11 protein-coding genes are annotated in these 12,903 nt (G+C 65.1%); 1 reads left to right on the top strand and 10 read right to left on the bottom strand.

Annotation, left to right across the window (positions count from 1 at the left end; all coding sequences use genetic code 11):
* Positions 1–4 precede the first annotated feature (4 nt).
* From P6U30_RS07610 to P6U30_RS07565, 10 genes are all read right to left on the bottom strand, one after another.
* A complete protein-coding gene (locus P6U30_RS07610) occupies positions 5–1,426 on the bottom strand; it encodes an amidase (RefSeq protein WP_407168804.1) in 1,422 nt (473 codons plus the stop codon).
* A 118-nt stretch (positions 1,427–1,544) separates the two neighbouring features.
* The gene (locus P6U30_RS07605; RefSeq protein WP_407168803.1) at positions 1,545–2,483 is read right to left on the bottom strand and encodes a carbohydrate kinase family protein; all 939 of its coding nucleotides are present in this window, start codon (positions 2,481–2,483) and stop codon (positions 1,545–1,547) included.
* 12 nt (positions 2,484–2,495) lie between these two features.
* Positions 2,496–4,151: an FGGY-family carbohydrate kinase gene (locus P6U30_RS07600; RefSeq protein WP_407168802.1), complete on the bottom strand. Its 1,656-nt coding sequence runs from the start codon at positions 4,149–4,151 to the stop codon at positions 2,496–2,498.
* Between the two features lie 27 nt (positions 4,152–4,178).
* Complete coding sequence (locus P6U30_RS07595) at positions 4,179–4,952, bottom strand: SDR family NAD(P)-dependent oxidoreductase (RefSeq protein ID WP_407168801.1); 774 nt, start codon at positions 4,950–4,952, stop codon at positions 4,179–4,181.
* Positions 4,953–5,028: 76 nt separating this feature from the next.
* Positions 5,029–6,033 carry an ABC transporter ATP-binding protein gene (locus P6U30_RS07590; protein WP_407168800.1) on the bottom strand — a complete coding sequence of 335 codons (1,005 nt, stop codon included), beginning with the start codon at positions 6,031–6,033 and terminating at the stop codon, positions 5,029–5,031.
* Between the two features lie 16 nt (positions 6,034–6,049).
* On the bottom strand, positions 6,050–6,880 hold the full coding sequence (locus P6U30_RS07585) for a carbohydrate ABC transporter permease (protein WP_407168799.1): 831 nt from the start codon (positions 6,878–6,880) through the stop codon (positions 6,050–6,052).
* 4 nt (positions 6,881–6,884) lie between these two features.
* The gene (locus tag P6U30_RS07580) at positions 6,885–7,757 is read right to left on the bottom strand and encodes a carbohydrate ABC transporter permease (RefSeq protein WP_407150746.1); all 873 of its coding nucleotides are present in this window, start codon (positions 7,755–7,757) and stop codon (positions 6,885–6,887) included.
* 137 nt (positions 7,758–7,894) lie between these two features.
* Positions 7,895–9,208 (bottom strand): ABC transporter substrate-binding protein, encoded by a 1,314-nt coding sequence (locus P6U30_RS07575; protein ID WP_407168798.1) that lies wholly within the window; start codon positions 9,206–9,208, stop codon positions 7,895–7,897.
* 152 nt (positions 9,209–9,360) lie between these two features.
* Positions 9,361–10,314, bottom strand: a complete 954-nt coding sequence (locus tag P6U30_RS07570; protein WP_407168797.1) for a sugar-binding transcriptional regulator — start codon at positions 10,312–10,314, stop codon at positions 9,361–9,363.
* Between the two features lie 6 nt (positions 10,315–10,320).
* Positions 10,321–10,986 carry an HAD family hydrolase gene (locus tag P6U30_RS07565; protein ID WP_407168796.1) on the bottom strand — a complete coding sequence of 222 codons (666 nt, stop codon included), beginning with the start codon at positions 10,984–10,986 and terminating at the stop codon, positions 10,321–10,323.
* A 140-nt stretch (positions 10,987–11,126) separates the two neighbouring features.
* On the opposite strand from P6U30_RS07565, the gene ybaL reads away from it, so the two are divergent.
* On the top strand, positions 11,127–12,833 hold the full coding sequence (gene ybaL / locus P6U30_RS07560; RefSeq protein ID WP_407168795.1) for a YbaL family putative K(+) efflux transporter: 1,707 nt from the start codon (positions 11,127–11,129) through the stop codon (positions 12,831–12,833).
* Positions 12,834–12,903 lie beyond the last annotated feature (70 nt).

The raw sequence follows: 12,903 nt of genomic DNA, 5'->3' as shown, positions 1-12,903 counted from the left end.
ACGATCAGGACGGCCGGCGGCCGAGCAGGGCGCTCGCCGCCTCGAACAGCGCCGCGGCGCGCAGCAGTTCCGCATCGGCGCGGAAGCGGCCGACCAGGTGCAGACCGATCGGCAGGCCGTCGCTGCCGAAGCCCGAGGGAATGCTGATCGCGGGGTGCCCGGTCATGTTGAACAGCATGGTCCATGGAAACCAGTGCGGCCTTACGCTGTCGAAGCTCCGGCCATCGATCTCGATGGGGCCGAACAGGTCCTGGTCGATCGGCAGCGCGGTACGCGTGAGGGTCGGCATCGCCAGCCAATCGCCGTGCGCCAAGAGCGCCTGCACGCGGCGGAACAGCGCGGTGCGGTCGAACATCGCCTGCTGGTAGTCGACGCCGGTGACCTCAGCGGCAAGCGCGAGCTGCTTGAGGAATGTCGCGCTCAGATCATTGGGATGGTCCGCTGCGAGCTTCTCGAAGCGGGTGCGCCAGACCGTGTGGTTGATGGCGCGCCAGATCGGCTCGATGTCGAAACCTTCGCCGGAAAACTCCTCAAGCTCCGCGCCGAGGCTGGCGAGCCGGTCGAGGCTGGTCTTGAATGACGCGGCGACGTCCGCACTCACTGGCCGTTCCGGCGGTGACAGACAAAACAGGATCTTCTTGCCCCTGAGATCGCCGCGCGGCGCCGCCATATCGAGATAATCCGGCACCGGCACGCCGATCGACCAGGGATCGGAGGCGTCCTCGCCCGCCATCGCCTGCAGCATCAGCGCGGTATCGGCAACGGTGCGCGTGGTCGGCGTGACATAGGTCTGGTTGCCGAAGGTGTCCTGCACCTGGCTGTGCGGGATCACACCGTTGCTCTGCTTGATCCCAACTACGCCGTTGCAGGCCGCCGGAATCCGGGTCGAGCCGCCGCCGTCGGTCGCAACCGCCAGCGGTGCGATGCCGCCTGCGACGGCCACCGCAGCGCCGCCACTTGAACCGCCGCTGGAGCGTTCGGCACTCCACGCATTGCGCGTGCGGCCGAACAGCGGCGAGTCGGTCAAGCACTTGCTGCCGAACTCCGGCGTCGTGGTCTTGCCGATCAATATGCCGCCCTGCGCGCGCAGCCGGGCCACCGCCACGGCATCATGGTCGGGCACGTTGTCCTTGTACGGTACCGCGCCGAAGGTCGTCCGCACGCCCCTGGTATTGACGATATCCTTGACCGTGAAGGGAATGCCGTGCAGCAGGCCGAGCGGCTCGCCTGCCATCATTTGCCGCTCGGCGGCATTGGCCTGCGCCATCGCCTCCTCGCCGCACAGCGTGATGAAGCAGTTCAACTCCGGCTGCAAACGCTCGGCACGGGCGAGCACCGCGCGGGTCACCTCGACGGGAGACAGTTCCTTGCGGCCGATGCGGGCACGCAGCTCAACGGCAAGCAGGAAACACAGATCATCGCTCATTCGGAACAGGCGCTCACGTCGGACATGATCGATGGCCGGCATCGTGCCGCGCGCCACGGGCCAAGTCCATCGCGTCCGGTGCATGGCCTCGCCTCACTCCGCCGCGATCCCGCATGGCCTACCAGCTATCGGCGGGCAATTCGCGGCTGCGTGGCGGGTCGGCGCCCGCACGCGTGCAGGTGAAGGCGGCGCATTTGCAGGCAAAGGACAACGCGCGCTTAAGCTCGGCTGCGGTGATGTCGCGCAACCGTTGCCGCTCGATGCGGCCGAGCCGGTGCAACGCCGCCAGCATCGCGGCCTGGAAACTGTCGCCGGCACCGATCGTATCCACCACCTTCACCGCCGGCGATGCGGCCTCGATTGATCCAGCCCGCCGGTGCCAGGCACAGGCGCCGTTGTTCCCGCGCGTGACGACGACGAGCGATGCCCCCTCGGACAGCAGCGTCGGCGCCCTGTCGGCGTAGGGCTCGTCGCCAAACAGATAGGCGAAGTCGACGTCGGACATCTTCACGATGTCGGCTTTGCGGCAGAAGGTCAGCATACGCGTGCGATAGGCCTCCTTGTCGGTGACCAGGTTCGGCCGGCAATTTGGATCGAGAGAGATCGTCACGCTCGCTCTGGCATCGTCGATGAAGGCCAGCGTTTCGGCCGCGCCCTTGTCGTTGACGAGCGTCGTCGAGCCGGCGTGAACGCATTGGATGTCGCTAAGCGCGATCGCATCGCGTCGGTAGACCCAGTTTCGCGATGCGGTGTCGGCGTCATAGAAAGCGTACTGGGTTTCGGTCCCGGTGACGCGCGCAAACGCCAGCGTCGCCTGGTGATCGCTGCGTGTCGCATAACGGAGATCGACCGCCGAGTTCGCGGCGTGATCAGCGATCATCCTGCCGAACGTATCGGTCGAGATGCCGCCGACGAACCCCGTGGGAACATCCAGCCGCGCCATCCCGATCGCGATATTGAGACAGGAGCCGCCGACTGCGGGCGTCAACGCCTCGCGTCCATCCGCTGTCTTCGACGGCAGGAAGTCGATCAGCGCATCTCCACAACTGAGCAGCATCTCACAAACGCCCTAAATCGATAGCGCTTCGCCGGGCGCCCGCGTCATGGCCTCGCGCGCGCCGCGATCGAGCTCCCGCAGCATCCGGTGTACGCCGCGCTTGCGGCGGTGGAAATCGGCGAGCTCGGGCTTGGTCGGCTCGCTCGGGCGGCCGAGCGCCGACATGCCGGCCATCGCCGCGTTGATCGAATTGTGCGCGCCGCTTGCGACTGCGCCCAGCATCGCAGCGCCCAGCAGCACCGGCTCCTGCGTTTGCGGCAGCGCCACCGTATAGCCCGTGGTGTCGGCCATGATCTGGCGGACCAGCGGGCTGCGGCTCGCGCCACCGCCGATCACGATGGTCTTGCCGCTGGCGCCATGGGTCTGCAGCGCGTCGATGACGTCGGCGAGGCCATAGGCGAGCCCGCACAGGCCGGCGACGAACAGCCGCTCCATCGCGGACACATCGGCGTCGAGATCGAGCCCGGCGATTACGGCGCGCGACCCAGGATCGGCATAAGGCGAGCGGTTGCCGAGAAACTCGGGCAGGACGTGGACGCTGCGCGCCAGCAGCGCTGCGGCGCCGGCATTGCCGGCTCGCGACAGAATGCGCCTCTCAAGATATTCGATGACGTCGAGGCCGTCGGCCTTCGCCGCGGCCTGAACCTCGGCATGCGCCGGGTGCGATTTGAGCAGATGATCGATCGCGGCTCCCGCAGCCGATTGGCCACCTTCATTGAGCCAGAAGCCCGGCACCATGCCGGAGAAATACGGCCCCCAGACGCCCGGCACGAAGCAGGGCTCGACGGTGGTGGCCATGATGCAGGCCGAGGTCCCCATGATGTAAGCGAGGCGGTTGCAGACATCGACATCGGCGCCGGAGCCATCGCGACCGCCGATCGCACCGACTCCGCCGGCATGAGCATCGATCAGCGAGGCGCCGACCGCCGTTCCCGGCAGCAGGCCGAGATCGCGGGCGGCTTCCTCCGACAGCCCGCGGCCGAGTGGAGCACCAGGCGGGACGATCTCACTGCCGATCCGCGCGAAGCCATCGGCGGCAAGTGCCTCGAGCCCGACCCGCTTGAGAAAGGTCTCGCTCCAGCCGCCCTCGCCTGCCACATAGGTCCATTTGCAGGTCACCGTGCAGGTCGATCGCGCCAGCGATCCGGTGGCGCGGAACGAGAGATAATCGGCGAGGTCGAAGAAGTGTCCCGCGGCGGCGAAGGTCACGGGCAGATGCCGCTTCAGCCACAGGATCTTTGGGATCTCCATCTCCGGCGAGATGACGCCGCCGACATAGCGCAATACGCGATCGCCCGTCGCGTTGACGAATGCGGTTTCCTCCATCGCGCGGTGATCCATCCAGACCACGACGTTGCGCGCGTGGTCGCCGGATGGGCTGACGGTGAGCGGTTGTCCGGCCGCATCGAGCACCACGAGTGAACAGGTCGCATCAAAGCCGATCCCCTTGACGTGCTCGGCGCCGACGCTGGCCTCGCGCATCGCGCCGCGGACGGCGGCGACGCAGGCGACCCAGATGTCCTCGGAGGACTGCTCGACGATATCGCCGGTCTCATGCCAGACGCGAATCGGATGCCGGGCCGCCCCCAGCAGTTTGCCGACCTCATCGAACACCCCTGCCCGGGCGCTCGCGCTCCCGACGTCCACCCCGATATAGGCTTGCCGCATGACCGCTCCGTTATCTGCGGGGCAAGCCTACCAGCAAGTGTAGCCGCCATCGACCAAAACGATGCTGCCGGTCATCAGGCTGGCGGCCTCCGAGGCGAGGAACAGGACGACGGAAGCAATCTCATCGACCTGGCCCATCCTGGCCATCGGGGTTCCGCCGATCCAGGCGTCGTACATCCGGGGGCTGTTCTTCACGAAGGCGTTCAGCGGCGTCTCGATATAGGTCGGCGCCACCGCATTGACGCGGACGCCGCGCGTCGCCCATTCGGCAGCCAGCGACTTGGTCAGATGGTGCACTGCGGCCTTCGACGCGTTGTAGAAGCACTGCTCCTGCGGCTTGTTGACGATGAAGCCGGACATCGAGCCGACATTGACGATGGTGCCGGACTTCGCCTTCAGCATGTGGTTGCCGAACGCACGGCAACACCAGAAGGTGCCGTTCAGGTTGACGTCGACGACATTGAGCCAGTGCTCGTCGGTCACCGTCTCCGCCGGCGTCTCGCTGCGCGCGATGCCGGCATTGTTGACGAGGATATCGACCTTTCCATATTTGCCGACCAGGTCGTCGGCGACCTCGGAGACACGTCTGGAGTCGGTGACGTCCATCAGCGCGATATCCGCTTCGAATCCCTTCGCCTTCAGCGCCGCCCTGGCGTCATTGGCGACTTTCGCATCGCGGTCGCCGATGATGACTTTGGCGCCGGCTTCCGCCAGCGCCTCGGCGCAGGCAAGCCCGATGCCCTGGCCGCCGCCGGTGATGATGGCGGTCTTGCCGCCGAGCTTGAATTTCTCGAGATACATCTTTTCTTCCCTTGCCTTAGCCTGAGGATCGCAGGCGCACCGCCCGGCCCGAGCCAATTCCAAACCTGCCCGGGTCTTACGCGCGGATCGCCTTTCCGTTGTCGTCGAAACGATGGATGCGGGCGGGATCGGGGATCAGCGACACGTGATCGCCGGGGCTCAAGCCCAACTCGCCGACATAGCGCGCGGTCAACGTTCCGAGCGATCCGGCATCGACATAGAGGAAGGTGTCGCTGCCGAGATGCTCGGCGACCGCGACCGTGCCCTGCCAGCCCTGTCCGTTGCGCTCGACCTTGAGATGCTCGGGTCGCACGCCGATGGTGGCGGCGCCATGCTGCTTCGCGGGCTCGCCGGCGATGAAGTTCATTTTCGGCGAGCCGATGAAGCCGGCGACGAACAGATTGGCCGGCTTCTCATAGAGTTCGAGCGGCGAGCCGTATTGCTCGATCTTGCCGCCGTTCAGCACCACGATCTTGTCCGCCATGGTCATGGCCTCGACCTGATCGTGGGTGACGTAGATCGCCGTGGTGCCGAGCTGCTTCTGCAATCGCGTCACCTCGAGCCGCATCTGCACCCGCAGGGCGGCGTCGAGGTTCGACAGCGGCTCGTCGAACAGGAACGCCTTCGGCTCGCGCACGATGGCGCGCCCGATGGCGACGCGCTGGCGCTGCCCGCCGGACAGTTCGCGCGGCTTGCGGTCGAGATAGGGCGTGAGATTGAGCGTGGCCGCGGCCGCCTCGACCTTGCGGGTGATCTCGTCCTTGGCGGCACCGGCCATCTTCAGGCCGAACGCGATGTTGCCGCGCACGCTCATATGCGGATAGAGCGCGTAGGACTGGAACACCATCGACAGCCCCCGCTTGGCCGGCGGCACGTCGACGACATTGCGTCCGTCGATCAGGATGGCGCCGCCGGTGACGTCCTCGAGCCCCGCGATCAGCCGGAGCAGCGTGGTCTTGCCGCAGCCGGAGGGGCCGACGAAGACGACGAAGGAGCCGTCGGCGATGTCGAGATCGGCGCCCTTGATGATGTGGACCGGCCCGAACGATTTTTGCACACCCTGCAGTGTAATCTGACCCATGGCGAAAGCCTTTCTGCTACTTGACCGCGCCGAAGGTCAGGCCGCGGACGAGCTGCCGCTGACTGAACCAGCCGAGCACGAGAATGGGCGCGATCGCGAGCGTCGACGCCGCCGACAATTTCGCCCAGAACAATCCCTCCGGGCTCGAATAGGACGCGATGAATACGGTGAGCGGCGCGGCTTCCAGCGTCGACAGATTGAGCGTCCAGAACGCCTCGTTCCAGGCCAGGATCAGGTTGAGCAGCAGGGTCGAGGCGAGCCCTGGGATCGCCATCGGCGTCAGCACGTAGACGAGCTCGCGGCCGATCGTGGCGCCGTCCATCCGCGCCGCCTCCAGGATGTCCTTCGGGATCTCCTTGAAATAGGTGAACAGCATCCAGATCACGATCGGCAGATTGCCGAGGCACAGGATGAAGATCAGACCGCTCCGGGTGTCGAGCAGGCCGAGATTGCGGTAGATCAGATAGATCGGCACCAGCACGCCGACCGGTGGCATCATCTTGGTGGACAGCATCCAGAGCAGGACGTCCTTGGTCCGCTTGGTCGGCGAGAACGCCATCGACCAGGCGGCCGGGATCGCAATCAGCAGGGCAATCAGCGTCGATCCGCCGGCAATGATGATCGAGTTGAGCGCATGATGGAAATAGTCGCTGCGCTCCTGCACCGTGACGTAGTTCTCGGTGGTCCAGTGGAAGAACAGGAACGAGGGCGGAATGGCGAAGGCCTCGAGTTCGGTCTTGAAGCTCGCCAGCACCATCCACAGGATCGGGAAGAAGATCACGAAGCCGACCAGCCAGGCCGCCAGCGTCGAGATCACCTTGCGTCTTGTCGTCACCATCCGCGCCATGGCGTTACGCCTCCAGATTCCGGCCGACGATACGAACGAGGAAGAACGCGACGATGTTGGCGAGCACGACCGCGACCAGGCCGCCCGCCGAGGCGCTGCCGACATCGTACTGGATCAGCGCTTGCGAGTAGATCAGGAAGGCGATGTTGGTGGTCTGCAGGCCGGGACCGCCGCCGGTGGTGACGAAGATCTCCGCAAACACCGTGAGCAGGAAGATGGTCTCGATCAGGATCACCACCGTGATCGGGCGCGCCAGGTGCGGCAGCGTGATGTAGATGAAGGTCGAGACCGCGCTCGCCCCATCCATCTCCGCCGCCTCCTTCTGCTCCTCGTCGAGCGACTGCAGCGCGGTGAGCAGGATCAGGGTTGCGAACGGTAACCATTGCCAGGAGATGATCAGGATCACCGAGAACAGCGGCGCGTCGTTGAACCAGTCGATCGGAGCCATCCCGAACAACTGGGCGATCCAGGCGAACAGGCCCGACACCGGATGCATCAAGAGGTTCTTCCAGACCAGTGCGCTCACCGTCGGCATCACGAAGAATGGCGCGATCACCATCAACCGGACGATCGAGAGCCCGACCACCTGCTGATCGAGCAGCAGCGCCAGCGGCACGCCGAGCAGAATCGTGATCGCGAGCACCGAGCCGACCAGCACCAGCGTGTTCTGCAGCGAGGCGAGAAAAGCCGGGTCGGTGAGAAAGTAGCGGAAGTTGTCCAGCCCGACGAATTCCTCGGAGCCGGGATCGAGCAGATTGTAGTGCAACGTGGAGAAGTAGATCGTGAGCGCGAGCGGCACGATCATCCAGATGAACAGCAGCGCCACGGCGGGACTGAGCAGTGTACGGGCAAGCAGTTGGGTCTGCTGGGTCGCCATCCCCGCCTCCTTCCATCGAAAGGAGCGGCCATCCCGCTGCGGGACAGGATGGCCGCGAGTGGCCCAGCTCGGGAGGATTGAGCTGGTCAGAAAGCCAAGGCGCACGTGCGCGTCTTGGCTCATCGTTTGCGCATGCGCTACTTGATGTAGCCTGCTCGCTTCATCTCGCGCTCGGTCGAGGACTGCGCGGCACTGAGCGCAGCGTCGACAGTGGTGGAGCCGGACAACGCCGCCGAGAACTGCTGGCCCACCGCGGTGCCGATGCCCTGGAATTCAGGGATCGCCGCGTACTGCACGCCGACATAAGGCACCGGTTTCACCGTCGGCTTGTTCGGATCGGCCGCATCGATCGAGGCCAGCGTCATCTTGGCGAACGGCGCGGCCTTCAGGTAGTCCGGATTCTGATACAGCGAGGTCCGCGTGCCCGGAGGCACATTGGCCCAGCCTTCCTTGGACGCGACGAGCTTGGTGTAGTCCTTGCTGGTTGCCCAGGCGATGAACTTCTCGGCCGCATCGACCTTCTTCGAGCCGGCCGGAATCGCAAGACTCCAGGCCCACAGCCAGTTGGCGTTCTTGCCGAGCCCGGTGTTCGGCGCCAGCGCGAAGCCGACCTTGTCGGCGACCTTGGAATCCTTCGGGTTGGTCACGAAGGACGCCGCGACGGTGGCGTCGATCCACATCGCGCATTTGCCGGCGTTGAACAGCGCAAGGTTCTCGTTGAAGCCGTTGGAACTCGCACCGGGGGGGCCGGCCTGCTTCATCAGGTCGACATAGGTGGTGAGCGTCTTCTTCCATTCGGGTGAGTTGAACTGCGGCTCCCACTTCTCGTCGAACCACCGCGCGCCATAGGAATTGGCCATCGCGGTCAGGAACGCCATGTTCTCACCCCAGCCGGCCTTGCCGCGCAGGCAAATGCCGTAGACGCCGGCGGACTTGTCGGTCAGTTTCTTGGCGGCATCGACCACGAAGTCCCAGGTCGGCTTTTCCGGCATGGTCAATCCGGCCTTCTGGAACAAATCGGTGCGATACATCGTCATCGAGCTTTCGCCATAGAACGGCGCGGCATAGAGCTTGCCGTCGACCGACACGGCATCGCGAATCTTCGGCAAGAGGTCGTTGACGTCGTAGTCGGCGCCGAGCTTGTCGAGCGGTACCAGCCAATTCTTCTTGGCCCAGATCGGCACCTCATAGGTGCCGATGGTCAGCACGTCGAACTGGCCGCCCTTGGTGGCGATATCGGTGGTGACGCGCTGGCGCAGCACGTTCTCCTCGAGCGTCACCCACTTGACGGTGATGTCCGGATTCTTGGCGGTGAAGTCGCTGGTGAGCCCCTGCATGCGGATCATGTCGCCATTGTTGACGGTCGCAACCGTCAGCGTGGTCTGGGCGATCGAGGGGGCAGAGAGCAAAAGGGCAGCCGCGCCCGTGACGGCGCAAAGGACGTTCTTCAAGGTGACCTCCCATATGCCACGTTGAGCATATGCCCACGTGTTGGGCGTATGTTCAACCCGTCTCCCGATTTTGTCAAGCGCGGGGACGCGCCGGCGCGCGCTTATCGGCGCTGTGAGATCCAGGATCGAGTTATTGCCGACGCAAAAGGCGCCTAGCGGTCGAGCACCGCGCGCGCCGTCGCCTCATCCGTGATGAGGCCGTTGACCACGCGGCCGGCAAGCGCGGCCTTGATCGCCGGCACCTTGGCGGCGCCGACCGCGGCGGCGATCGTGGTTGATTGCGCAGGAATCTGTGGCGGAATGCTGGTCAGCCGCTTGTTGGTGCCGCCCTTGATCAGCCGCCCCTTGGCATCATAGGCCCAACCGGTCACCTCGCCGGCCGCGCCGAGCCGCATCATCTCGAGCAGCTCCTCGCGGGTGACGAAGCCATCGACATGCACCTGAGCCTTCTGATCCATCTGGCCGATGCCGATCAATCGGAGATCGGCCTTGGCGGCGACCGCCCTCACCCTGGCGATCGGCTCGATGCGGACCATGCGGTTGCGCTCGTCCTCGCTCGACATCAGGAAAGGCAGCGGCATCGGGTAATGGCGTGCACCGGTACGGTCCGCCAGCCGGCCGACCGTATCGTAAAAGCTTGCGGAGCCATCGGCGGAGATATTGCCGACCAGCGAGACGATCTGGTGATCGGGCCGCTCGATCGGCGACACACGCTCGACTGCGGCGCGCACGGCGCGACCGGTGCCCAGCGCGACGATCACCGGCGTCTCCGAGCGCAGCGTCATCTCCAGCAGATTCGCGCTGCGCTCGGCGATTCCGGCGTTTGATGTCGGCGCCGCCGGATCGGTCGGAACGACCTCGCAATGCACGAGATCGAAGCGCTCCTTCAGCCTCGAGGCCAGCTCCATGCAGGCCGCGATAGGATGTTCGAGACGGAAGGTGATTAGCCGCTCCGCCAGGCAGAGCGAGACCAGGCGCTGCGCGGAGGCGCGCGACACCTGCAGCATCTTGGCGATCTCGTCCTGGGTGTGGCCTGCAATGAAATAAAGCCAGCCGGCGCGCGCCGCATCATCCAGGCGGGACTTTTCGTTGTCGGGCGCAGCCATCCTGTGTCAACCTTCCGTCCAGAAATCGGCCATCGCAGCGAAGATTCGATCCGCTCCAGCGTCGCGCAGCAGAGCACTGCCGTCCCGCAACCGATAGTGGGCCCCCCCGACAAATCCCCACACTTTCATGCCCGCCGCCTTCGCCGCCGTCACACCGCTGATGCTGTCCTCGATGACCAGCGTGCGCCGCGGATCAAATCCCATCCGGCCCGCGGCATGCAGGAACAGATCCGGCGCCGGCTTGCCGTGCTTGACCATCTGGGACGTGAAGAGCCGTTGCGCGAAATAGGGCGCCAGGCCCGTCAACTCCAACGAAAACTTCACGCGATCAAGATCGCTGGATGACGCGACACAGTATGGCACGCGCAACTCCGCCAGTATGGCCGCGACGCCTGATATCGGCCTGAGCTGAGATCGAAAGGTTTCCCGGACCTGTCCGGCCAGATCAGCCAGGAAGTTCACAGGCACGGCCCGGCCGGCGGCCCGGCAGTACTCGAGCACGGCCGCCGTGCTGCGACCGAGGAAGCATTCGAGCGCCTGTTCGGTGCTCATCTCGATGCCCGCCCGCGTCAGCGCGTCTGATAGGCAGCGGCAGCTCAACTCCTCGCTGTCGACGAGAACGCCGTCGCAGTCGAAGATGACGAGATCTATCTCGGGCAGCCGGAAATCCATCCAGACATGAGATCATATGCTCAGGCGATGAGCAATAGCTCGACACGAAATGACCCTGTGTGCGTCGACGCGGTGCGCCAGCGCTGCGCCGCCTCAATTGGTCGCGGTGCATCGATGGCGATGCTGTGCGACAAGGCCAGATGCCGCACGACACTCCTCTTATCGCGACCATCGTCGCGGGTCTCGGGCTTGCCTTTGTATTCGGGACAATCGCCCAGCGCTTCCGCATTCCGCCACTTGTCGGCTATCTGCTCGCGGGCGTAGCCGCTGGCCCCTTCACACCGGGTTTCGTGGCCGATCAGGCGCTGGCGACCGAGCTCGCGGAGCTCGGTATCATCCTGCTGATGTTCGGCGTGGGCCTGCATTTTTCGCTGAATGACCTGCTGTCCGTCCGTACCATCGCGGTGCCGGGCGCGGTTGCCCAAATTGCAGTCGCGACATTGATGGGGCTTGGCCTTGCGCTGCTGATGGGCTGGAGCGTCGGCGCCGGCCTGGTGTTCGGCCTCGCACTGTCGGTTGCAAGCACCGTGGTGCTGCTGCGCGCCCTGCAGGAACGCCGATTGATGGACACGGAGCGGGGCAAGATCGCCGTCGGCTGGCTGATCGTGGAAGACCTCGCGATGGTGCTGGCGCTGGTGCTGTTTCCCGCGGTGGCGAGCCTGCAGACCGGCAGCGGCACGGCGCTGACGTCCGATCCGCTCGCTGCCCGCTTCGGGTTAGGGCTGACCGGCGTGCTTGTATTGACGTTGATCAAGATTGCTGTGTTCATCGTCTTGATGCTGGTGGTCGGGCGCCGCCTCATTCCATGGGTGTTGCACTACATCGCCCATACCGGATCGCGTGAATTGTTCCGGCTGACGGTGCTTGCGACTGCGCTCTGCATCGCGTTCGGCGCGACTAAGCTGTTCGGAGTTTCGCTCGCGCTCGGCGCGTTCTTCGCGGGAATGATGCTGCGGGAATCGCCGCTCAGTCAGCGCGCCGCGCAGGAAACCTTGCCGCTGCGCGACGCGTTCGCGGTCCTGTTCTTCGTCTCGGTCGGAATGCTGTTCGACCCGATGAGCGTGATCCGCGAGCCCTGGCCCTTTGTCGCGACCCTGTTCGTGATCGTGGTCGGCAAGTCGCTCGCCGCGCTTTTGATCGTGCTGCTGTTTCGTCACCCGATTGCGACCGCGCTGACGATCTCGGCAAGCCTCGCCCAGATTGGCGAATTCTCTTTCATCCTGGCCGAGCTCGGGGTCGCGCTCGATCTACTGCCAAAGGCCGGCCGCGACCTGATCCTGGCGGGAGCTATCTTCTCGATCATGCTCAACCCGTTGGTCTTCGCGGCGATCGATTGGCTGACGTCGCGGCTCGAGAGGCCGCAGGCATTGTCGCCAGCCGCTGCGACATCAGAGGCGATCCCGATCACCGAATTGTCCGACCACACTATCCTGGTCGGCTACGGCCGGGTCGGCAGCATCGTCGGCGATGCGCTGCATCAGCGCAACGCGCCGTTCCTTGCAGTCGAGGCCTCCGACGACACGGTTGCGAAACTCAAGCAACGAGGCATCGAGGCCGTGATGGGGAACGCTGCGCGCGCGAGCGTGCTCCGCGCGACCAACCCCGCTGCCGCGCGCGCGCTGGTCATCGCGATTCCGGAGGCGTTCGAAGCCGGACAGATCGTCGAACAGGCGCGCGCGGCCAATGCGGACCTTCAAATCATCGCGCGTGCGCACTCGGACGCCGAAGTCGATCATCTGAAGGGACTGGGAGCTGACATCGTGATCATGGGCGAGCGGGAGATCGCTCGCGGCATGATCGAGGAGCTCGAGAGGAGGCACCCGGATGCTTCCACGCAAGCTGCATAGCCGGCCAAGGAACATTCGCAAGTTCGAGGTGATCAATGCCGATGGCCGGATCTACCAGTTTCCCCAGCCC

Origin of the sequence: Bradyrhizobium sp. ORS 111, from assembly GCF_045571485.1 — a bacterium.
GTDB lineage: Bacteria > Pseudomonadota > Alphaproteobacteria > Rhizobiales > Xanthobacteraceae > Bradyrhizobium.
This window is presented reverse-complemented; position numbering and strand designations above follow the sequence as displayed.